The sequence below is a fragment of the Streptomyces sp. NPDC006450 genome, from assembly GCF_040612195.1.
GTDB lineage: Bacteria > Actinomycetota > Actinomycetes > Streptomycetales > Streptomycetaceae > Streptomyces.
Genome location: NZ_JBEXPT010000014.1, coordinates 54509 through 75300 on the forward strand (window position 1 = coordinate 54509; position 20792 = coordinate 75300).

Annotated in this window: 20 protein-coding genes; 12 read left to right on the forward strand and 8 right to left on the reverse strand. The window is 74.3% G+C overall.

Annotated features, from left to right (window positions below; all coding sequences use genetic code 11):
• Nucleotides 1–26 precede the first annotated feature (26 nt).
• On the reverse strand, nucleotides 27–935 hold the full coding sequence (locus ABZY57_RS08175; RefSeq protein ID WP_356509353.1) for a DUF3027 domain-containing protein: 909 nt from the start codon (nucleotides 933–935) through the stop codon (nucleotides 27–29).
• Between the two features lie 355 nt (nucleotides 936–1290).
• On the opposite strand from ABZY57_RS08175, the gene ABZY57_RS08180 reads away from it, so the two are divergent.
• The 4 genes from ABZY57_RS08180 (at nucleotide 1291) to ABZY57_RS08195 (ending at nucleotide 4976) form a co-directional block, all read left to right on the forward strand.
• Nucleotides 1291–2655, forward strand: a complete 1365-nt coding sequence (locus tag ABZY57_RS08180) for an MFS transporter (protein ID WP_356509355.1) — start codon at nucleotides 1291–1293, stop codon at nucleotides 2653–2655.
• A 206-nt stretch (nucleotides 2656–2861) separates the two neighbouring features.
• Nucleotides 2862–3347, forward strand: coding sequence for a DUF2771 domain-containing protein (locus tag ABZY57_RS08185; protein WP_356509357.1), 486 nt, complete (start codon nucleotides 2862–2864; stop codon nucleotides 3345–3347).
• A 13-nt stretch (nucleotides 3348–3360) separates the two neighbouring features.
• On the forward strand, nucleotides 3361–4110 hold the full coding sequence (locus ABZY57_RS08190) for a futalosine hydrolase (RefSeq protein ID WP_356509359.1): 750 nt from the start codon (nucleotides 3361–3363) through the stop codon (nucleotides 4108–4110).
• The gene (locus tag ABZY57_RS08195) at nucleotides 4107–4976 is read left to right on the forward strand and encodes a 1,4-dihydroxy-6-naphthoate synthase (RefSeq protein WP_356509361.1); all 870 of its coding nucleotides are present in this window, start codon (nucleotides 4107–4109) and stop codon (nucleotides 4974–4976) included. Before ABZY57_RS08190 ends, ABZY57_RS08195 begins: the two co-directional genes overlap by 4 nt.
• Before the next feature lie 56 nt (nucleotides 4977–5032).
• On the opposite strand, the gene ABZY57_RS08200 is transcribed toward ABZY57_RS08195, so the two are convergent.
• Nucleotides 5033–5416: a cold-shock protein gene (locus ABZY57_RS08200; RefSeq protein WP_356509363.1), complete on the reverse strand. Its 384-nt coding sequence runs from the start codon at nucleotides 5414–5416 to the stop codon at nucleotides 5033–5035.
• A gap of 143 nt (nucleotides 5417–5559) precedes the next feature.
• On the opposite strand from ABZY57_RS08200, the gene ABZY57_RS08205 reads away from it, so the two are divergent.
• Complete coding sequence (locus tag ABZY57_RS08205) at nucleotides 5560–5838, forward strand: hypothetical protein (protein ID WP_356509365.1); 279 nt, start codon at nucleotides 5560–5562, stop codon at nucleotides 5836–5838.
• Nucleotides 5839–5862: 24 nt separating this feature from the next.
• Here ABZY57_RS08205 and ABZY57_RS08210 read toward each other — a convergent pair whose 3' ends face one another.
• Together ABZY57_RS08210 and ABZY57_RS08215 are read right to left on the reverse strand one after the other, a co-directional pair.
• Entirely contained in the window at nucleotides 5863–6492 is a 630-nt protein-coding gene (locus ABZY57_RS08210) for an HAD family hydrolase (protein WP_356509367.1), read from the reverse strand.
• Nucleotides 6493–6617: 125 nt separating this feature from the next.
• Nucleotides 6618–7592: a hypothetical protein gene (locus tag ABZY57_RS08215; RefSeq protein WP_356509369.1), complete on the reverse strand. Its 975-nt coding sequence runs from the start codon at nucleotides 7590–7592 to the stop codon at nucleotides 6618–6620.
• An 86-nt stretch (nucleotides 7593–7678) separates the two neighbouring features.
• Between ABZY57_RS08215 and ABZY57_RS08220 the strand changes: the two genes are divergently transcribed.
• From ABZY57_RS08220 to ABZY57_RS08230, 3 genes are all read left to right on the forward strand, one after another.
• The gene (locus tag ABZY57_RS08220) at nucleotides 7679–10174 is read left to right on the forward strand and encodes a helicase C-terminal domain-containing protein (RefSeq protein WP_356509371.1); all 2496 of its coding nucleotides are present in this window, start codon (nucleotides 7679–7681) and stop codon (nucleotides 10172–10174) included.
• Between the two features lie 159 nt (nucleotides 10175–10333).
• Nucleotides 10334–10939: a DUF4291 domain-containing protein gene (locus tag ABZY57_RS08225; protein ID WP_356509373.1), complete on the forward strand. Its 606-nt coding sequence runs from the start codon at nucleotides 10334–10336 to the stop codon at nucleotides 10937–10939.
• Nucleotides 10940–11213: 274 nt separating this feature from the next.
• The gene (locus ABZY57_RS08230) at nucleotides 11214–12485 is read left to right on the forward strand and encodes a hypothetical protein (RefSeq protein WP_356509375.1); all 1272 of its coding nucleotides are present in this window, start codon (nucleotides 11214–11216) and stop codon (nucleotides 12483–12485) included.
• Nucleotides 12486–12555: 70 nt separating this feature from the next.
• On the opposite strand, the gene ABZY57_RS08235 is transcribed toward ABZY57_RS08230, so the two are convergent.
• Nucleotides 12556–13038, reverse strand: coding sequence for an N-acetyltransferase (locus ABZY57_RS08235; protein WP_356509377.1), 483 nt, complete (start codon nucleotides 13036–13038; stop codon nucleotides 12556–12558).
• A 9-nt stretch (nucleotides 13039–13047) separates the two neighbouring features.
• Entirely contained in the window at nucleotides 13048–13722 is a 675-nt protein-coding gene (locus ABZY57_RS08240; RefSeq protein WP_356509379.1) for a peroxiredoxin-like family protein, read from the reverse strand.
• An 84-nt stretch (nucleotides 13723–13806) separates the two neighbouring features.
• On the opposite strand from ABZY57_RS08240, the gene ABZY57_RS08245 reads away from it, so the two are divergent.
• The 3 genes from ABZY57_RS08245 (at nucleotide 13807) to ABZY57_RS08255 (ending at nucleotide 16927) form a co-directional block, all read left to right on the forward strand.
• A complete protein-coding gene (locus tag ABZY57_RS08245; protein ID WP_356509381.1) occupies nucleotides 13807–14415 on the forward strand; it encodes a TetR/AcrR family transcriptional regulator in 609 nt (202 codons plus the stop codon).
• A 7-nt stretch (nucleotides 14416–14422) separates the two neighbouring features.
• A complete protein-coding gene (locus ABZY57_RS08250; protein WP_356509383.1) occupies nucleotides 14423–15106 on the forward strand; it encodes an HAD-IA family hydrolase in 684 nt (227 codons plus the stop codon).
• Nucleotides 15107–15283: 177 nt separating this feature from the next.
• Nucleotides 15284–16927 (forward strand): DNA repair helicase XPB, encoded by a 1644-nt coding sequence (locus ABZY57_RS08255; protein WP_356509385.1) that lies wholly within the window; start codon nucleotides 15284–15286, stop codon nucleotides 16925–16927.
• Here ABZY57_RS08255 and ABZY57_RS08260 read toward each other — a convergent pair.
• Nucleotides 16885–17862 (reverse strand): glycosyltransferase family 87 protein, encoded by a 978-nt coding sequence (locus tag ABZY57_RS08260; RefSeq protein ID WP_356509387.1) that lies wholly within the window; start codon nucleotides 17860–17862, stop codon nucleotides 16885–16887. The two genes, ABZY57_RS08255 and ABZY57_RS08260, sit on opposite strands and share 43 nt — an antisense overlap.
• Nucleotides 17863–18023: 161 nt before the next feature.
• Complete coding sequence (locus ABZY57_RS08265) at nucleotides 18024–18218, reverse strand: hypothetical protein (protein WP_356509389.1); 195 nt, start codon at nucleotides 18216–18218, stop codon at nucleotides 18024–18026.
• A 428-nt stretch (nucleotides 18219–18646) separates the two neighbouring features.
• On the opposite strand from ABZY57_RS08265, the gene ABZY57_RS08270 reads away from it, so the two are divergent.
• Nucleotides 18647–20629, forward strand: a complete 1983-nt coding sequence (locus ABZY57_RS08270; protein WP_356509398.1) for an AAA family ATPase — start codon at nucleotides 18647–18649, stop codon at nucleotides 20627–20629.
• Nucleotides 20630–20792: the final 163 nt, after the last annotated feature.

Here is a 20792-nt window from a genome sequence, read left to right on the forward strand (position 1 = left end):
AGCGGGCCCGCCGCCGCCCTCTACGGTCAGGAGTGGCCGAGGTCCGGGGCCAGGGGGTCCGTGATGAGGACCGAGCCGGAGTCGGGGGCCGGGCGCAGCTGGAACTCGTCCGAGCCCACGGAGTCCAGGACGGGCGGCGCCGGTCGCGGCGGCTTCGGCATGACCGCGGCCTCCGAGTGGCCGCCACAGCCGTAGGACAGGGAGACCAGCCGGCCGTCCGCCGGTCCGAACTCGTTCGCGCAGATGCCGAAGGCCTGGCCCAGGGACCCGCCGATGGCGACGAGGAAGCCACAGGAGACGCACGAGGCCGGGGCCGCCTGCGCCATCGGGGTCTTCGCGCCGAAGGACTCGTCCCAGCGGTCGGCCGCACTGTGCAGTCCGTAGCGCGAGAGCACCCGCGCCCTGCGCATGCCCAGTTCCTCCGCCACCGAGGTGATGGAGCCGCGCACGGGCACCACCGCGCGGTCGGTGACGTCGGCGTCCTCCGCCTCGACCAGCTCGGCCATCTCGGTGGACACCACCGAGTTCGGCGGCGGGGCGTCCTCGCCCGACCAGCCGGCTTCCAGCCGCAGGTCCTCGGCGTCCGTGGGGAGCAGGTCCCCCGGGCCCATGTCGCCCGGCCGCAGCCGCTCGCTCCACGGCACCCACTCGGGTGCCAGCAGGGCGTCGTCGCCCGGCAGCAGCACCGTTTCGTCGAGGGTGACGTTCTTCGCACGGGCCGCACGCGTCACCGTCACGGCCCAGCGCCAGCCGCGGTAACCGGGGTCCTTGCACTCGAAGAAGTGCGTGACGACCCGGTCACCCTCCGCGACGGCGGCGGTGTGCTCGCCCACCACTCCGGGGTGGGCGGCCTCTTCGGCCGCCGCTCGGGCGAGGGCTACCGCCTCGACGCACAGGCGGTCGGGGGTACGGCTTCGCGTCGTCGCAGCACTCACAGGTCTCGTTCTCTCCTACGCCGTCTCACGAGTGCGCCGTCCGTACTTGTCGTCCACAACGACCCGTCGGCTGTCCCTACGTAGCGCGGGCGGAGCGGACCAGGGGGCCGCGTCGACGTCCGCGCCCGATCGGGTTCCAGGGCGCACCTACCTGCGATCCATTCTGCGGGATCGCGAAGAGGCGCGCGGCCAGGAGCAGCCGCCGGTGGCGCGCTACGCACGCTACCTCCTCCGGAGCCTTCGGCCCACATGCAAGGTCCGATTCGCGGACACCCGCGGCCGGCCCGACGCCCGGCCGGGTCCCCGCGACGCGCCGGGAAGGGTCCCGGGGGGCCGAGTGGGGCACTATGGCCACGTGGCACCCGTACGGTCGTCCGATGACGGCTCGGGACCGGCCAGGCGGGCCGGCCGGGCCGTCGGGCGTGCCCTGCACCTGCCGTTCACCGGTACGGCGCGCGGGATCCGGCGGGCCACCCACGCCCACGGGGCGGGTGAATCGGGCCTCGGCAAACTGATCGAGCTGCACGCGATCAACGGCGCCGGTGATGTGATGATCACAGTCGCGCTCGCCTCCACCGTCTTCTTCTCCGTCCCCACGGACGAGGCACGCGGCCGGGTGGCCCTGTACCTCGCCATCACGATGGCCCCCTTCACCCTGCTGGCCCCGGTGATCGGCCCGCTGCTGGACCGGCTGCCGCACGGGCGGCGGGCCGCGATGGCCGGCGCGATGCTCACCCGGGCCCTGCTGGCCGTGATGATGTCGGGGGCGGTCGCCACGGGCGGGCTGGAGCTGTACCCGGCCGCCCTCGGGGTGCTCGTCGCCTCCAAGGCCTACGGGGTGGTGCGCAGCGCCGTGGTCCCCCGACTCCTCCCACCGGGGTTCTCCCTGGTCAAGGCGAACTCCCGGGTGACCCTGGCCGGCCTGCTCGCCACCGGCGCCGCCGCACCCGTGGGCGCCGCCCTGCACACGATCGGTCCACCGTGGCCGCTCTACGGGGCGTGCGCGATCTTCATCTGGGGGACCTTCGCGGCGTTCACGCTGCCGCACAAGGTGGACGAGGCGAAGGGCGAACGCCGGGCCCGGCTCTCCACCCACGAGGCGCACTCGAAGCGGCCCGGGCTGCGGACGGTCAGCCGGCCGGTGCTGTGCGGACTGCTGGCGAACGCCTCGATGCGCGGGCTGTCCGGGTTCCTGATCTTCTTCCTGGCGTTCCTGCTGCGCGAGCACCCGCTCGCCGGGCAGAGCGCGGCGGTGTCCCTGGGCATCGTGGGCGTCTCGGCGGGCGTCGGCAACGCCTGCGGGACCGCCGTCGGGGCCTGGCTCCGGGCCCGGGCTCCCGAGGCGATCATCGCCGCCGTCCTGTCCCTGACCCTCGCGGTGGCCGTCCTCGCGGCGGTCTTCTTCAGCGGGGTGTTCATGGCCGTCCTGGGCGCGACGGCCGGCTTCTGCCAGGCCCTCGCGAAGCTCTCGCTGGACGCGATGATCCAGCGCGACGTGCCCGAGGCCGTCCGCACGTCGGCCTTCGCCCGCTCCGAGACCCTGCTCCAGGTGGCCTGGGTGCTGGGCGGCGCGATCGGCATCGCCCTCCCCCTCAACGGCGTCCTCGGCATGTGCGTCGCCGCGGCGATGGTGGCCATGGGCACGACGATGGCGCTGCGCGGCTTCCTCACGTCCCCGCGCCACCAGCACTCCACGTCCTCGCGGCCCCGGGTGGCGTAGCGGGGGCCGCTGCGCGGGGCCCCTGCGGGCGCTGCCCGCACGGAAGGGGGACGGGCACCAGCCGAATCCGCCCCGCCGGCGTGTGAGGCGCGGGGCCCGGGCGGAGCCCCGGGAGGCCCGGCACGGCCGGGGCCGCCTGCGCCACGGCGCCGCACCGCAGGACCCCGTGCAGCAAGGCACGCCACCCGCCCGATAGCCTTCGGCTCATGACCGCACCGCTTTTCTCGGGTAGGGCCCGCCGCAGCGTCGCGGCCCTCGGAGCCGTTTCCGCCGGCCTCCTCCTCCTCTCCGCCTGTGACAAGCCGACGCCGCTGGCGACCGTGACGGTCGGCACCTCGTCGGTGTCCACCGAAGCCGCCTGCAGCCACGGCAAGGAACTCACGGCCGAGAAGGTCCAGGAGTGCTTCGGCGACCTGAAGCACGCCAAGAACATCGACTACGGCCGCGGCGACACGCTGCGCCTGGGTGTCGAGCCGGACGTCGTCGAGGACGGCAAGAAGTGGCAGGCGGTCCTCGACGGGCAGCCGATCACCGAGCCCTCCTCCAACACCTACCGCAGCTTCCCCGGCGCCGACCTGTTCGCCACCGGCGGCCAGGGCGAGGCCCCGGCCTCCAAGAAGCTGAACATCGTCCAGGTCTCCGAGGACGGCAAGCCCCTCGCCGTCTGGGCCTTCAACGTCAAGCTCAAGTAGTCACGCACCCACCATGCGCGCGCTCATCGTGACCGCGGTGACGGCGGAGGCCGACTCCGTCGTCCGAGGCCTGTCCGGTCCGGTCCCTCATCCGGACCACACCCCCGGCCCGGACCGTGTCACCGTCCACGCCCCCGAGCCGCGCACCCTCCCCGGCGGTTACCTCATCCACCGCCGGGGAGCCTTCGACGTGCTGGTCGCCGGAGTCGGCCCGGCCGCCGCGGCCGCCGGTACCGCGACCGCCGTGGCGCTCGCGGAAGCCCCCGGCTACGGCCTCGTCGTCTCCGCCGGCATCGGCGGCGGGTTCGCGCCCGCCGCCCCGATCGGCTCCCTCGTGGTCGCCGACGCGATCGTCGCCGCCGACCTGGGCGCCGAGACCCCGGAGGGATTCCTGACCGTCACGGAACTCGGCTTCGGCCGCAGCGTGCACCTGCCTCCCGCAGAGCTCGCCGCGCGCGCCGCCGAGGCGACCGGGGCGCTGCTCGCGCCCGTCCTGACCGTCTCCACCGTCACCGGCACCGCCGCCCGTACGACCGCCGTCGCCGCCCGGCACCCGCTCGCCGGAGCCGAGGCCATGGAGGGCTTCGGGGTCGCCGAGGCCGCCGCCGCCCACGGGCTGCCCGTGCTGGAGGTCCGTGCCGTCTCCAACGCCGTGGGCCCCCGGGACCGCGACGCCTGGCGGATCGGCGAGGCGCTGACGGCGCTGGCCGACGGCTTCCGGGCACTGGGACCCGTACTCGCTTCCTGGGGAGGACCTTCATGAACGCCGCAGCCGGCACCCGCGTCGCACCGCCCGTGCGGATCGCGTACTCGCCCTGCCCGAACGACACCTTCGTCTTCGACGCCTGGGCCCACGGCCGGATCCCCGGCGCGCCCGCCCTCGCCGTCACCTTCGCGGACATCGACCTCACCAACGGCATGGCCGAGCGCGGCGAGCTGGACGTGCTGAAGGTGTCCTACGCCGTCCTGCCGTGGGTCCTCCAGGAGTACGCGCTCCTGCCCTGCGGCGGCGCGCTGGGCCGCGGATGCGGACCGCTCGTGCTGACCCGGGAGCCGGGCCTGGACCTGACCGGCAGGACGGTCGCGGTCCCGAGCGAACGCTCCACCGCCTACCTGCTGTTCCGGCTGTGGGCGGCCGACCTGCTGCCCGAAGGGGTCGGCAAGGTCGTCGTGCTGCCGTTCCACGAGATCATGCCCGCCGTGCGCGACGGCCGCGTGGACGCGGGACTGGTCATCCACGAGGCCCGGTTCACCTACCGGGACTACGGACTGCACTGCCTGGCCGACATGGGCGAGCACTGGGAGTCCACGACCGGCCTGCCGATCCCGCTCGGCGCCATCATCGCCAAGCGTTCCCTGGGCACGGACGCGCTGCACGCGCTCGCCGAGGCGGCCCGCGCTTCCGTCCGGATGGCCTGGGAGGACCCGGAGGCGTCCCGGCCCTACGTACGGGCGCACGCGCAGGAACTGGACCCGGCCGTCGCCGACCAGCACATCGGGCTGTACGTCAACGAGTTCACGGCCGACCTCGGCGAAGACGGCTACGCGGCCGTGCGCGGGCTGCTGACCCGGGCGGCCGCGGAGGGTCTGGTTCCGGCCATCGCGGCCGGCGCGCTGGACTTCCCCTAGGACAGAGGCGTGCCCCGCGGCCCTGGTGGGCGGCGGGGCACGGTCGTCCGTACCGCTCAGACGTCCAACTGGTCGGCCACCGCGCGCAGCATGCCGGCGATCTTCGCGCCCTGCGCCTTCTCGGGGTAACGGCCCCGCTCCAGCTGCTGCGTGACGTTCTCCAGCAGGGTCGTGAGGTCCTGCACGATGGACGCGAGCTCGTCCGGCTTGCGCCGCTGCGCGGCCGCGACGGAGGGTGCCGGATCCAGGACGATCACCGAAAGCGCCTGGTCACCGCGCTGCCCTGCGACCACACCGAACTCGACGCGCTGGCCGGGCTTGAGCGCGTCCAGCCCGTCGGGGAGCACCGACGAGTGGACGAAGACGTCGCCGCCGTCGTCGCGGGAGAGGAAGCCGAAGCCCTTCTCACTGTTGAACCACTTGACCTTGCCGGTAGGCACGTCCGTCCTCTGTCCTTGCGTTCGTCGGGTGGGAAGCGGGCCGCAGACCCGCACCTCTCAGGCTAGTTGCCCCTCTCCAGGTGACAAGACGTTTCCCGGGCCTTCGCGGCTGACCGCTCCGGCCAGGGAACTACCCTGGTCGGGTGACCGTTACTCCTCAGCCCGAGACCCCTCAGCCCGAGCAGGGCGCCGACGACGCCCGCCCCGGCGACTCGCTCGTCAAGGCCGGCGGCATCGTCTTCATCGTCGGCGCCGTGGCCACGCTCGCCACGATGGCCCCGCTCTTCCTCGACGTGGACCCGTTCCCGTCGTACGCGTGGGCCGTGTGCATGCTCATGGGCGTCGGCTTCGCCATCTCCGCGGCGGGCGTCCTGCGCTCGGCCGCCGCACAGCGCACGGCGGCCCGCGCCTCGCAGGCGTAGGGCCGGTACGGGAGGGGCGCGCGGTTACGCGCTGCGGGTGCGCTCGTACTCCGCGAGCCAGGCCGGCAGCTCCGTGAGGTCCGTCAGGACCACGTCCGCGCCCGCCGCCCGCAGCTCCGACTCCGGGCACGGGCCGGTGGGCACCGTCACCGACACCGCGCCGGCCGTGCGGGCGCCGCGGACGTCGCCGACGTGGTCGCCGACGTAGACCTGGGCCTCGTACTCGCGCAGGGCGACCGCCTTGGCCTCCGCCCAGAGCCAGCCGATGACCGCGTCGGGCTCGATGCCCAGGTGGTCCAGGTGCAGGCGGGCGTTGGGTTCGTGCTTGGCGGTGACGACGATCGCGCGGCCGCCGAGGGCCCGTACCGCTTCGACCGCCTCGCGGGCACCGGGCATCGCCGGGGACGGCACGATGGCGTGTGTGGGATAGATCTCCCGGTAGCGGTCGGCCACGGCGGGGATCTCCGCCTCCGGGAACCAGTACGCGAGCTCCTGGTCCAGCGGCGGACCGAGGCGGGAAATGGTCTGCTCGGTGTCGATGAACGTACCCGTCTCGGCCGAAAGCGCCTCGAAGGCCGCCTTGATGCCCGGCCGGGAGTCGATGAGGGTCATGTCGAGGTCGAATCCGACGGTCAGCTGCGTCTCGGGGCTCATGTCCCCATTGTGCCGAGCAGGGCACTGCGGACGGGAACGTGGACCGAGCCCCGCCTTACCGGACGGTGAAATGTGCTGACATGTCAGCCCCCGCTCCCGCGGTCCCCGAGGCTCCCCCGCAGGCGTCAGCGGCGGCGGGAGCGCCAGAGAAGATAGACCGCCGAGGAGACCGCCGCGGCTCGCGCCAGCCAGGGCAGCAGGTCCTGGAAGCTGCCGCTCAGGGCCTCGTCCGTCAGGGGAGCGCCCCAGCGCCCGTTCAGGCGGCCCCACAGCCACACCACCGCCCCCGCGAAGACCACCCCGGGCAGCCCGAGGACCACCCACTTGCGCTCCGCGGGCCCCAGCACGCGCGAGGCGTACGCGAGCAGCCAGCCCGCGGCCAACAGCAGCCAGTAGCCGGTGACGGCCCCCGCGAGCAGGGCCACCGCCGCGAGCATCAGGAAGGCGTGCGGCTTCTGCCTCGGCGCAACCACCGGCGCGGCGGTGGCGGCCGCGGCCTCCGCCTTCGCCCGGCGCCGCCGCTCGCGCAGGAAGCCCATGAGCGTGGGCCGCCCACCCGGCGCCCCGGCGGGACCCCCCGCCTGCGAGCCCGGGCCCGGGCCCGCGCCCGAGCCCCCGTCAGGGTCCGTGCCCGACTCCGGCCCCGGCCCCCGCCCCGGCCCCTTCAGAAGTTCCGGGATCTCGATCCCGCCCGCGAAGCCCTCGACCGTCGACCCCGGCCCGACCGTCCACCAGTCGGGCTCCATCTTCTCGCCCGCGCCCAGCTCGTCGAGCCCCGCGAGGTGCGGCGGCGCGGCCCCCCGCTGCACCGGCACCGCAGGAGGAGAGGGAGCCGCAGGAGCGGAGGAGCCATCGGCGTCCGCCGCCGCGCCCGCCGCCGACACGGTGTCCAGGACTTCCTCCGGCGTGCCGATCCTCTCCAGGATGCGCCGTACCGCCGCCGGTGTCTCCGGTTCGTACTTGGCCCGCCGCCGGTCGATCTCGTCCCGCAGCCCCGCCACCAGCCGCATCCGGTCCCCCGACGCGAGGTGCCTGCGCTGCGCCAAGTCCCCGACCCGGCTCAGATATTCGTAGACCAGATGGTCGCTCTCGATCCCCACGCCCCGGCTCCTCCCGTGCCACCTGAAGCGAAGGTAGCGCGTGCGCCCGTGGAGCGGCCGGGGGCGCAGCGGATACCGTTGACCGGATGGGGACCGGCCGACTGACCGGCCGACGCGACCAGGAGGCGACGACCGTGCCTGACCCGAGCACCGCGGGAAGCGCTCCGCGCTCCCTCGCCGAAGCACTGCGCGCCCGCGACGACGACGGGCTCGGCGCCCTGCTGCGCGCCCGCCCGGACCTGCTGAGCCCGGTCCCCGGGGACGTGACGCAGCTCGCCACGCGGGCCGGGACGCGGGCTTCGGTGGTGCGTGCGCTGGACCGCCTGGACCGGTTCGCCCTGCAGACCGCCGAGGCCCTCGCGGTGGGTCCGGAGCCCTGCCCGTACGCGGTACTGGAGTCCCTGCTCAGCGGCGACACCGGGACCACCTCCGGCGCGGACAACGGGGCCCGCGCCGAACTCCCCCGGGCGCTGGCGACCCTGCGCGAGCAGGCCCTCGTCTGGGGCGACGACGAGCGGCTGCGCCTGGTGCGCACCGCCCGCGAGCTCCTCGCGCCCTCCGCCACCCGCCCCTCCCCCACCGGCCTCGGCCCGACCGTCGCCGAGGCCACCGCCGGCATGTCGCCGACCCGGATCCAGGAGATCGTGGCGGCCGTCGGGCTGCCCCCGACGCACGACCCGGTGTCGGCGGTGACCGCGCTGACGGCCCTGTTCACCGACCCGGAGCGGATGTCGGCGCTGCTCGACGAGGCTCCGGCGGAGGCCCACCAGGTGCTGGGCCGGCTCGTATGGGGCCCGCCGTACGGGGAAGTGACGCCCCATCCGACGCCTCCGGTGCGCTGGCTGCGCGACCGGGGCCTGCTGCTGCCGGCCTCGGCGCGCACGGTGCTGCTGCCGCGCGAGGTGGCGCTGTACCTGCGCGGCGGGCTCGCGCACCGGGTGACGGAGCCGCTGGCCCCGGCCGTTCCCGCACACCGCGAGCACCGTCCACAGCTTGTGGACGCGAACGCGGCGGGCCAGGCACTGGCCGCGCTGTCGACGGTCGAGGAGCTGGTGAAGTCCTGGGAGCACGCCGGTCCGGCCGTGCTCCGGGCGGGCGGGCTCTCCGTACGCGACCTGAAGCGGGCCGCGGCCACGCTGGACACCGACGAGCCGTCGGCGGCGTTCTGGATCGAGCTGTCCTACGCGGCAGGCCTGCTGGCCAGCGACGGCGAGGCCGACGAGCGGTACGCACCGACCCCCGCCTTCGACGTGTGGCTCGAACTGCCTCCCGCCGAGCGCTGGTCGGCGCTGGCGGCGGCCTGGCTGACCGCCACCCGGACCCCGGGCCTGGTCGGCGAACAGGACGCGAAGGGCCGCACCCTGTCGGCGCTGGGCGCAGAACTGGACCGCTCCGGGGCGCCCGAGGTCCGGCGCCGCGTCCTCGGCCTGCTCGCCGACCTCCCCGAGGGCGGCTCCCCGGACCCGGCCGTGCTTCTCGCCCGCCTCGCGTGGGAGCGGCCGGTCCGCGGTACGAGCGAACTGCGCGCCCGCCTCGCCCGCTGGACGCTGACCGAGGCGGAGGTCCTCGGGGTCACCGGCCGGGGCGCGCTCTCCGCGCCCGGCCGGGCCCTGCTGGAGGGCCGCGACCCGGCGCCGCTGCTCGCGCCGCTGCTGCCCGAGCCCGTGGACCACGTACTGCTCCAGGCCGACCTGACGGCGGTGGCCCCGGGGCCGCTGCGGCGGGCGCTCGCCGAGGTGCTGGCCGTGCTCGCGGAGGTGGAGTCCAAGGGCGGGGCCACCGTGTACCGCTTCACGCCCGGGTCGGTACGCCGCGCCCTGGACGCCGGCCACACCGCCGTCGACCTGCAGTCCTTCCTCACCGAGCACAGCCGGACCCCGGTGCCGCAGCCGCTGTCGTACCTCATCGACGACGTGGCCCGGCGGCACGGGCACCTCCGGGTCGGCGCGGCCTCCTCGTACGTACGCTGCGACGACGACGGCATGCTGAACGAGATCCTCGCCGACAAGCGGTCCGCGGGCCTCGGGCTGCGCCGCCTCGCCCCGACCGTACTGGCCGCGCAGGCCGAACCGGCCGCGCTGCTCGACGGGTTGCGGGCCATGGGGTACGCCCCGGCCGCGGAGTCCCGTACGGGAGACGTCCTGGTCTCCCGTGCCGACGCCCACCGCACCCCGGCCCGCGCCCTGCCCGTACCGGTCCCCGACGGGCCGCCGGTCCCGGACACGACGCTGCTGGGGGCGGCCGTACGGGCGATCCGGGCGGGCGACCTGGCCGCGACCGCGGTCCGCAAGGAGCCGGCGGGGACCTCCGGCTCCGGGACGGGCGGCTCCGGCGCCCCGGGCGAACTCCCGCGCACGAGCGCGGCGGAGACCCTGGCGACCGTGCAGGCGGCCGCGCTCACCGGGTCGGCGGTGTGGATCGGCTACGTCAACGCCGACGGCGCGGCGAGCCAGCGCGTCATCGCCCCGGTACGGGTGGAGGGCGGATTCGTCACGGGCTACGACCACACGGCGGACGAGGTACGGACCTTCGCGCTGCACCGGATCACAGGCGTCGCGGAACTGGCGGAGGACCAGGTGTAGTCGGGGGGAAGGGACGCGGGCGCCGGGACCGGGGCGGCCGGGGTCCACGGACCGGGGGGCGCGGGGGCCGGGGGCCGGGGCGGGGTCCACGGACCGGGGGGCGCGGAGCCGGGAGAAAACCTCTGGCCCCGTGCGGGCCCGGGCCCGCACCCTGGGGCCATGTCCGACGCAACCACCGTCCAGGTCCCCCGCCATCAGATCCGCGCCTCGCACACCGCCGACACCCTCACCGTGTACCAGGCGTACCACCCCCGGATCGGGGTGCCGGCCGCCCGCGACGGCCGTTTCCCGCCCGAGTGGAAGCGCGAGCGGATGACCTGGGTCAAGCCGTCGTTCCTGTGGATGATGTACCGCTGCGGCTACGCCACCAAGACCGACCAGGAGACGGTCCTGGCCGTCGAGATCACCCGCGCCGGCTTCGACCGGGCCCTGGCCGACGCCTGCCTGTCCCACTACGTGCCCGAGGTGCACGCCGACCACGCGGCGTGGAAGCAGGCGCTGCGCACCGCCCCCGCCCGCGTCCAGTGGGACCCGGAGCGGGACCTGCACCTGAACCCGCTGCCGTACCGCTCGCTCCAACTGGGCCTGTCCGGGACGGCGTCACGTGCCTACGCCGACGAGTGGACGGTCTCCATCCGCGATGTGACCCCGCTGGCCCGGGAGGTCCACGGCCTGCTCCGTTCCGGCGACCCGGAGGCCGCGCGGGCCCTGCTCCCGGTGGAGACGCCCTATCCGGCGGGGCCGCTGGAGCACGTGGGCGCCTAGCTGGGAAAACAGGCTGCGGGGGCTTTTTTACTGTTGCGCGCCGGTGACATTCCGGCGACGGATTGGGGATGCGATCTGTGTGAGGATCAGCTCATCGCAGGAGCGACCGGGGGGAAGCAACCGGACCGCCGGCGAGAACCAGGCACAGACGGACCGGCCTTCAGCAGCCGGCCACCTCGCTCGGCCTCTCTTTCTCCGTCCTACCTCTGCTCTGCCTCTCGGCCTCTCGGCCGCCACTGCCATGTCTTCTTCATGATTCTGGGGGGAATCCACCATGTCCGCTCGCTCCGCCGCCTTCCGCTCCGCCACCCTTCGCACCGGCTCGGCCGCCGTCGTCGCCGCCGCCGTGGCGGGCACCTTCCTGATGCCGCTGTCGGCCTCCGCCGACGAGGGCAACCCCAAGGCGCTGAAGACCACGATGAGCGCGCCGGTCCCGAGCGGACCGCTGACCCGCGGCGGTGCGACGTCCACCTTCGACCTGACGGTGACCAACACGACGGCCAAGTCCTCCTCCTACCACCCGTGGATGCTCCTCGACCCCACCGGCGCCAGCCCGCTCCAGCAGGCCGACGTGGTCTACAAGGTCGAGCCGGTGAGCGCCCCGGCGACCTCCTTCTCGATCGGGCAGCAGGACAGCGGATGGCAGGGCATGTTCTACCCGGCGGACACCAACTCCTCGGAGGGCTTCGAGGTCCCGGCCGGCGGCAAGCTGGTCTGGAAGGTCACCATCGGCCTCGGCACGAGCTACCCGACCGTCAACGGCGACTTCACCCTGCGGGCGGCGAGCATCCAGAACGAGATCGCGGACGGGGGCATGGGCTCCCTCACCTTCAAGGCGAGCCCGGCGGGCAAGCCCGGTGCCCTGGAGACCTCGTTCGGCAAGGCGACCCCCTGCGCGGACGGCGAGTCCCCCGACTGCCGGGAGATGGACCTGCGCTACCGGGTCACCGGTGACGGCGCGTTCTCCTCCGGGCTCGGCACCTGGATCGAGGTGGCCATGGACGATCTGGCCGCAGCCGACCTCCGGGCGCGCGTCAAGGTCGACGGCACCTGGAAGGAGCTGAAGGGCGAGACCGGCAACTTCAACCTGCCGGTCATCGCCAAGGGCTTCGGCGCCGCCTCCGGCGACCACGTCGTGCGTCTGGAGCTGAAGCTCGGTCCGAAGGCGCAGCTCAAGAAGCTCACGCCGGCCAAGGTGACCGCCTCCGTCGGCCTGGCCGAGGGCAACACCTACCCCTTCCTCTCCGCCGACCAGCAGTTCACGCTCGGCCCGAAGACCACCACCCCGCCCACTTCCCCGGCGCCCACCTCGCCGGCGCCGACGGCGCCCGCGCCCACCAGCCCGGCGCCGACCCGCCCCGCGACCACCGCTCCGGCGGCCACGACGACCCCGGCCACGGGGAACACCCCCGCGCCGACGGGCTCGCTCGCCACCACCGGCTCGGACTCGAACGCGGGCCTGTACTCCGGCCTGGCCACCGCCCTCATCGGCCTCGGCGGCACGGCCGCCTGGTTCGCCCACCGCCGGCGCGCCGTCCGCGGCTAGTCACCCCGTACCGCCACCCGAAGGGGCCCGGCCCCCGCGCACCGCGTGGGCCGGGCCCCTTCGGGCTTGCTCACCTCGGCGCGTAGTCGATGCGCTCCGCGTCGAACGGCCAGACCTCCACGAGCCAGCGCGTGACGGTGTCGTACACGGCCTTGTCGAGCGCGATCCGGTCCCCGCGCACCCAGGAACTGACGTGCACGCGCCCCGGATCCGCCTTCGCGGGATAGATGTACAGACACCCGACGACCTCGCCCTCGCCCTCGCGCTCCCCCTCCAGCAGGCTGTACGTGAACCCGCGCCGCTCCGCGAAGTCCCCTGCGTGGCGCACCAGGTCGGCGAGGTTCGCCTCGGGGCTCATGCCCTCCAGCGGGGGCCAGTCCCCCAGGAAGCCGGGCGTCGCGCGCACGTGCGCGATGCTTCCGCTCCAGGCGGCGAGGTCGCCCTCGTTGTGCTCGGGCCCGAGGGGCTCCAGCCGGAAGCCCTCCCCGACGAGCCGGACGGGCACCTCGAACACGTCCGCCGGCGGTACGAAGCTCTGCTGATCGCTGCTCATGCGCAGACCCTACGCAGGCGGCCCCGCGGCACCCACGGAATATCGGGCCGCCGGATCCGCCAGCGCCGCCAGTCGCAGCAGCTCGTCCACGGACCACTGGTCGTAGACGTGCTCCCCGTACTTGGCGGCCAGCACCCTGCCGTCCTGCCCGATCAGCAGGTCCGCGGGCAGTCCGAGCCGCCCGTTCGGCTGCCGCGGGGCGGGCAGCCGCTCCCGGCCGCGCACCACCTCGACGGCCGACCGGGCGATCGCCCACAGCACCGGGCCCCAGGCGCGCGGGTCCAGCAGGGAGCGCGGGGAGGACTCGACGCCGAAATCCCGGTACAGCCGCTGCCGCGGATCGGCGATCACGGCGAAGGGGAAGTCGGCGACGTGCGGGCGGAGTTCCTCCGCGGAGGAGTGGAAGAGCACGACCTCGCGGATCCCGGCCGCCTCGATCTCCGCGTGACGCCGGACGACGGACCGCAGGTGGAGGTGGCAGACGGGGCAACCGGCGAAGCGCCGGAACTGCAGATGGACGAGCCGCTCCGGATCGGGGACGGGGACGGCCGCGTCCCCTGGCGCGAGCGCCGCCGCGGAAGCGACAGCCTCTGCGGACGCGACGGGGCTGACGGGGCTGACGGGCGTGACAGGGACGACGGGAGTGAGCAGGCGTGCGGGTACCACGGAACCGGGTTCGAGCATGGGAAACCCTCCCTCGACAGGCGTAGGCGTATGCCGTACGCCTACATCCCCAGCGTAGGCGTATGCCGTACGCTGTCAACCGTCATGCCGCGCCCCCGCTCGCACACCCCGGACCAACTGGCCGCCGCCGCCCTCGCCGTCATCGACCGCGACGGGCTCCCCGGCCTCTCCATGCGCGCCGTCGCCACCGAGCTCGGCATCAGCCCCATGGCCCTGTACCGCTACGTCCCGGGCCGCGAGGAACTCGAAGCGCTCGTCGTCGAACTCGTCCTCAGCGGCGTCGACACGACCCCGCCGCCCCCGGGCCCCTGGACCGGCCGGATCACGGTCCTGGCCCGCCGCCTGCGCGACACCATGAGCGCCCACCCGGCCGCGCTGCCGCTCTCGCTGACGCACCGGCACCGCTCGGCCAGCGGGCTGCGCTGGTCCGAAACGGTGCTCGGGGTCCTCACCGAGGCCGGCATCGAGGCCGAGGAGCGGGTCATCGCCCTGCGGGCGCTCGTCGCGTACGTCATCGGCGCCACGCAGTTGGAACACCTCGGGCCGCTGGCCGGACCGGGTACCACCGCCATCGCCGACCTCCCCGCGCAGGAGTTCCCGTACATGACGGCCACCGCCCGCGACGCCCGCTCGGTCACCCCGGACCGGGAGTTCGAGGGCGGCCTGAAGCTGCTCCTGCGCGGCCTGGCATGATCCGCCGGTGACCACCGCAGCCACTCCGGCCACCACAGCCACCGCCCCTCCCGCCCGGTACGTCCTGTTCGACGTCGACGGCACCCTCGTCGACGCCGTCGCCAACCAGCGCCGGGTCTGGGCGACCTGGGCCGCCCGCCACGGGCTGGACCCGGACGCGGTCCACGCCGTGGCCCTGCGGACCCGCCCGATGGAAACCTTCGCCGCCGTCGCCCCGGACCTGGACCCGCACGCGTGCCTGGCCGCGCTGCACGAGCTGGAGGACGAGGACGTCCGCTCCGGCACCTACTCCGCCTTCGACGGCGCGGCCGAGCTGCTGTCCGCCCTGCCCCCGGGGAGCTGGGGGCTGGTCACCTCCAACTACGAGCACCGGGTGCGCGGCCGCTTCGACCGCACCGGCCTGCCCGTCCCGCCGGTCCTCGTGGACGCCGCCTCCGTGACGGAGGGCAAGCCCTCTCCGGTCCCGTACCTGCGGGGCGCGGCCCTCCTCGGCGCCGACCCCGCCCACTGCCTGGTCATCGAGGACGCCCCCTCGGGCGTCCGGTCGGGGCTCCGCGCCGGCATGACGGTCTGGTCCGTCAACAGCCCGACTCCGCCGAACGGCGCCCACCGCCACTTCCCGACCCTGCGCGAGGCCACCCGCGAGATCCTCGCCTTCACCACCGGCGCATCCGGCCCCGCCGGCGTCTGAGGCGCGGGTCCGGGGCCGGCCCCGGCAACGGCGCCGCACCCGACCGCCCCGGGCCGACGGGGCCCCGCCCCGAAGCCCCGTACACCCCAGAACCACCCCACCCGCGGAGCGATGCGGCAGACTGGAGGTTTGGCCGCCCGCGTCCGGGCGGTCCTCCCCCGCAGGAAAGGGACGCGCGTGAACGGGCCCCTCATCGTCCAGAGCGACAAGACGCTCCTCCTAGAGATCGACCACGAGCTCTCCGCGGCCGCGCGGCGCGCCATCGCGCCCTTCGCCGAGCTGGAGCGTGCTCCCGAGCACATCCACACGTACCGGATCACGCCGCTCGGGCTGTGGAACGCGCGGGCCGCCGGGCACGACGCCGAGCAGGTCGTGGACGCGCTGGTGGAGTTCTCCCGCTACCCCGTCCCGCACGCGCTGCTCGTCGACGTCGCCGAGACCATGGCCCGGTACGGCCGGCTCACCCTCTCCAAGCACCCCGTCCACGGGCTGGTCCTGACCAGCACCGACCGGCCGGTGCTGGAGGAGATCCTGCGGTCGAAGCGGATCGCCCCGCTGGTCGGCGCGCGCCTCGACGCCGACACCGTCGCCGTGCACCCCTCCGAGCGCGGGCAGATCAAGCAGACCCTGCTCAAGCTGGGCTGGCCGGCCGAGGACCTCGCCGGGTACGTGGACGGCGAAGCGCACCCGATCGACCTGGACGAGACGGGCTGGGCGCTGCGCCCCTACCAGCAGCAGGCCGTCGAGGGCTTCTGGCACGGCGGATCCGGCGTGGTCGTGCTGCCCTGCGGCGCCGGCAAGACGCTGGTCGGCGCCGGTGCGATGGCGAAGGCCAAGGCGACCACGCTGATCCTGGTCACGAACACCGTCTCCGCCCGCCAGTGGAAGCACGAGCTGATCAAGCGGACCTCGCTGACGGAGGAGGAGATCGGCGAGTACTCCGGTACGCGCAAGGAGATCCGGCCCGTCACGATCGCCACGTACCAGGTCCTGACGACGAAGCGGAAGGGCATCTACCCGCACCTGGAGCTCTTCGACTCCCGGGACTGGGGCCTGATCCTCTACGACGAGGTGCACCTGCTGCCGGCTCCGGTGTTCAAGTTCACCGCGGACCTGCAGGCACGGCGGCGGCTCGGACTGACGGCGACGCTGGTGCGCGAGGACGGCCGCGAGTCGGACGTGTTCTCGCTGATCGGGCCCAAGCGGTTCGACGCCCCGTGGAAGGAGATCGAGGCGCAGGGCTACATCGCACCGGCCGACTGCGTCGAGGTCCGGGTCAATCTGACCGAGTCGGAGCGCCTCGCCTACGCGACCGCCGAGACGGAGGAGAAGTACCGCTTCTGCGCGACCACCGCCACCAAGCGGAAGGTCACCGAGGCGCTGGTCGCCAAGCACGCGGGCGAGCAGACGCTGGTCATCGGGCAGTACATCGACCAGCTCGACGAGCTCGGCGAGCACCTCGACGCGCCCGTCATCAAGGGCGAGACCTCCAACGCGCAGCGCGAGAAGCTCTTCAACGCCTTCCGCGAGGGCGAGATCAGCGTGCTGGTCGTCTCCAAGGTCGCGAACTTCTCCATCGACCTGCCCGAGGCCACGGTCGCCATCCAGGTGTCCGGCACCTTCGGCTCCCGCCAGGAGGAGGCCCAGCGGCTCGGCCGGGTGCTGCGCCCGAAGGCGGACGGCCACGAGGCGCGCTTCTACTCGGTCGTCGCGCGCGACACCATCGACCAGGACTTCGCCGCGCACCGCCAGCGCTTCCTGGCCGAACAGGGCTACGCCTACCGGATCATGGACGCCGACGAGCTGCTGGCCGGCGGCTGATCCCGGGATGCCGGGACGTCCTCCGCGACGCCCGGCTCCCGGACGGCCAACTCCCCGGCGGCCGGCTCCCGGTCGACGTGCTCCCGGTCGGCGTGCGCCGGGTCGGCGTGCGCCCGGTCGGCGTGCTCCTGGTCGGCGTGTTCCTGGTCGGCGTGTTCCTGCTCGACGTGCGCCCGGCCGGCCGGCCGCCGCAGGCGCAGGCGCGCGTGCCGGCGCAGGGCGGCGGCGAGCAGGGCCGTCAGCAGGGGGACGGTCCAGACCCACAGGTGGGGCCAGTCCAGCAGGAGCGAGCGGCCGCCCGTGGGCGGGTGCCGGGACCAGAAGTCGGCGGAGGCACCCGGGAGGACCAGGAGCCCGAGCAGACCGCAGCCCACGAAGGCGCCCAGTGCGGTCAGGCCGGCCCTGACCTGGCCGGTCAGCAGGAGGTACGGGATCAGCAGCGCCGGGGTCAGGGTGATCCCGGCGGCCGTGCCCAGCGCGAAGCCCTTGCCGAGTGCGCCGCGCGGCCGGCGCAGGTCCCACAGGACGGGGCAGGCCAGGGCCAGGGCGATCTGGCCGGACAGGGGGGTCTGGAACAGCGGCTCCAGCCACACCCCGGCGACGGTGGCGGCCAGCACGGGGCCCGGCCGGGCCCGCAGTCCCGTCAGCCGGCACGACAGCAGGATCAGCAGGGCGAACAGCCCGGCGCTGCCCCCCACCAGGACGGCCTTCAGTACGCCGGTCGGCAGCCAGGCGGCCGGGGCGAAGAGGATGGCCGCGAAGGGCGGATACGCGGCGGGCGGGCTCCACTCGGCGGCGGAGAGACCGGGGGCCAGGGCATCGGCCACCGGGATGCGCAGGGCGACGCAGAGCACGCCGAGCACGAGCAGCAGGCCCGCGAACAGCACACCGGCGCGGGGCGACGGAGAGCGTCTGGGCTCGGAACTCCGGGTCACGGCGCGACCCTAGTGGATCAGCGCCCCGGGACCCGCGCGGAGGTGTCCGGCCGACGCGCAGAGGCGGCAGCGGCGAGGCGGCACGACGCCTACGGCGCCGTCTCCGGCACCCGATCGGGGCCGGTTCGGCCGCCCGGTCGGCCTCGGCTCGCCGCCGGGCCTCAGTGGCGTATGACGCCCGCGTCCTCTGCGTTCTCGGCGTACTCACCGAGGACGACCACGCTCACGGCGGTCGCCGCGAAGACCTTGGCCGCGCGCAGGACGCTGCCGACGCCGTGGCGGGGGCGGGAGTCGGAAATAGCGGTGGCGCCGCGAGGGCGGCGACCCTGGACCGGGGTGCAGGTTGCGGTGCTCATGTATCCATGGTCCGTTTTCGACCCGGTCGTCACATCGCCCTGAGGACTGAACCTCCAGGTCCCCGGCCTCCTCCTCCCGGCCCATGCCGCCCCCTACGGGGTCTGTCCGAAGGAGGACACGGACCGGACGACCCCCGTACGGGGTCACCGCCCCGAAGGACTTTCGGCCCCCCCCATATCCGTTCGCGCAGCGCCTTCGTCATGGCTAGAATCTCCGCTCTTGCCGCCTCCCGCCGCGTCACCGGGAGCGCCGCCCGCCGCTCGGAAACCGGCGGGCCCGTCCGCCCGCACCACGCAGGTCCTCAGCAGATGGAGGCAGTTCCGTGCCCGCGCACGCCCACGTCACCGACCCCGATGCCGCATCAGCAGCCGACCCCCTGGGCCGCGAGCGGGCCCACCTCGCCGCCTCCCGGTCCGCGCTCCGCGCGATGCGCGAGGACGTCGAGAACCTCGACATCCGCGACGTCACCGCGAACTGGGTCAACGCGATCGTCCTCCAGGCCCAGATCGACGACCGGATCAAGGCCCTCGCCGACCTCGCCCACACCCCGCTCTTCTTCGGCCGCCTCAACTACCTGCACGCGCCCGGCGCGGAGCTCGCCGAGGGCGCGGAGGGCGAGCAGTTCTACATCGGCCGCCGCCACGTCCACGACGCCGGCGGCGATCCCATGGTGATCGACTGGCGTGCGCCGGTCTCCCAGCCCTTCTACCGGGCCTCGAAGAACGACCCGCAGGACATCGGGCTGCGCCGCCGCTTCGGTTACACGGGCGGCGAGCTGACCGCGTACGAGGACGAGCACCTCTCCGACCCCGCCGAGGCGGCGGCCGTCAGCAAGCTGCTCCAGCAGGAGATCGAGCGTCCGCGCGTCGGCCCGATGCGGGACATCGTGGCGACGATCCAGCCGGAGCAGGACGAGATCGTCCGCTCCGGCCTGTCGGGCTCGGTCTGCGTGCAGGGCGGTCCCGGCACCGGCAAGACGGCCGTCGGCCTGCACCGTGTCGCGTACCTCCTCTACGCGCACCGCGACCGCCTCGCCCGTACCGGCACCCTGGTCATCGGGCCGAACCGTTCCTTCCTGCACTACATCGAGCAGGTCCTGCCCGCCCTCGGCGAGCTGGAGGTGAAGCAGGCCACGGTCGACGATCTGGTCGCCCGCGCGGACCTGGAGGTACGCGCCACGGACGCCGCCGCGACCGCCGTGGTCAAGGGCGATGCCCGGATGGCGGAGGTACTGCGCCGCGCGGTCCACTCCCACGTGTCGGAGCCGGTCGAACCGCTGATGGTGGTCCGCGGATCGCGCCGCTGGCGGGTGCCCGCGTACGAGATCGCCGAGATCGTCGCCGAGCTCCAGAACCGCGACATCCGCTACGGAGCCGCCCGCGACGCCCTCCCGCAGCGGATCGCGCACGCGGTCCTCGTACGCATGGAGCAGGCGGGCGAGGCGCCCGACGACCGGGTCCAGGACGCGGTGGCGCGCAATCCCGCCGTGAAGGCGGTGGTCAAGGCGGTGTGGCCACTGGTGGAGCCGGCCAAGCTGGTGCTGCGCCTCCTCTCCGACCCGGAGTTCCTCGCGCAGCACGCGGACGGGATCCTGTCGACACAGGAGCAGTCGCTGCTCCTGTGGTCCAAGCCGGCGCGCAGCGTGAAGTCGGTGAAGTGGTCGGCGGCGGACCTGGTCCTCATCGACGAGGCGACGGACCTGGTGGAGCGCACGCACTCCCTCGGCCACGTCGTCATCGACGAGGCGCAGGACCTGTCCCCGATGCAGTACCGGGCGGTGGGCCGGCGCTGCACGACCGGCTCGGCGACGGTCCTCGGGGACCTCGCGCAGGGCACGACCCCGTGGGCGACCCGCAGTTGGGACGAGGCGCTGGCGCATCTGGGCAAGCCGGGCGCGGTGCTGGAGGAACTGACGGCGGGCTTCCGCGTGCCGCGCGAGGTGATCGCCTACGCCTCGCGGCTGCTGCCGGAGATCTCGCCCGGCCTGTCGCCCGTCTCCTCGGTCCGTGAGACCCCGGGCTCGCTGATCGTCTCCCCGGTCGACTCCCCCTCCGCCCTCCCGGACGCGGTGATCGCGGCCTGCCGGGCCTCGCTCGTGCACGAGGGGTCGATCGGACTGATCGCGGCGGACGCGCGGATCGCCGAGCTCGGGGAGGCATTGCTGGCGGCGGGCCTGCCCTACCTCTCGCCCGGCGAGGAGACGACCGCAAAGTCGCGGCTGACGCTGGTGCCGGCGTCCCTCGCGAAGGGTCTGGAATACGACTACGTCGTACTCCACGAGCCGGCGGACGTGGTGGCGGGCGAGCCCGACGACCGCACGGGCCTGCGCCGCCTCTACGTCTGCCTCACCCGAGCCGTCTCCGGTCTCACCCTCCTCCACACGAGCCCGCTGCCCGGGGCCCTGGCCTGACCCCCGGGGGGGGAGGGGTCGTCGCGGTGCGCCGCGGGGCCCCGGCCCTGCGGGGCATGTCCCCTACCCGCCCTTCCACCGTTCCCCGGGCCGGCCCGAACCCGGTCCTCAAACGCCGGACGGGCTGAAGAGGGGCCCCGGGCTGCGCCCGGGCCCCCTGGGG

Excerpts from the sequence above, each read along its gene's own strand:
- ABZY57_RS08185 (WP_356509357.1), top strand. The coding sequence starts at position 2,862 with ATGACCGCACCGCTTTTCTCGGGTAGGGCCCGCCGCAGCGTCGCGGCC.
- ABZY57_RS08190 (WP_356509359.1), top strand. The coding sequence starts at position 3,361 with ATGCGCGCGCTCATCGTGACCGCGGTGACGGCGGAGGCCGACTCCGTC.
- ABZY57_RS08195 (WP_356509361.1), top strand. The coding sequence starts at position 4,107 with ATGAACGCCGCAGCCGGCACCCGCGTCGCACCGCCCGTGCGGATCGCG.
- ABZY57_RS08210 (WP_356509367.1), bottom strand. The coding sequence starts at position 6,492 with ATGAGCCCCGAGACGCAGCTGACCGTCGGATTCGACCTCGACATGACC.
- ABZY57_RS08220 (WP_356509371.1), top strand. The coding sequence starts at position 7,679 with ATGGGGACCGGCCGACTGACCGGCCGACGCGACCAGGAGGCGACGACC.
- ABZY57_RS08225 (WP_356509373.1), top strand. The coding sequence starts at position 10,334 with ATGTCCGACGCAACCACCGTCCAGGTCCCCCGCCATCAGATCCGCGCC.
- ABZY57_RS08230 (WP_356509375.1), top strand. The coding sequence starts at position 11,214 with ATGTCCGCTCGCTCCGCCGCCTTCCGCTCCGCCACCCTTCGCACCGGC.
- ABZY57_RS08235 (WP_356509377.1), bottom strand. The coding sequence starts at position 13,038 with ATGAGCAGCGATCAGCAGAGCTTCGTACCGCCGGCGGACGTGTTCGAG.
- ABZY57_RS08240 (WP_356509379.1), bottom strand. The coding sequence starts at position 13,722 with ATGCTCGAACCCGGTTCCGTGGTACCCGCACGCCTGCTCACTCCCGTC.
- ABZY57_RS08245 (WP_356509381.1), top strand. The coding sequence starts at position 13,807 with ATGCCGCGCCCCCGCTCGCACACCCCGGACCAACTGGCCGCCGCCGCC.
- ABZY57_RS08265 (WP_356509389.1), bottom strand. The coding sequence starts at position 18,218 with ATGAGCACCGCAACCTGCACCCCGGTCCAGGGTCGCCGCCCTCGCGGC.
- ABZY57_RS08270 (WP_356509398.1), top strand. The coding sequence starts at position 18,647 with ATGCGCGAGGACGTCGAGAACCTCGACATCCGCGACGTCACCGCGAAC.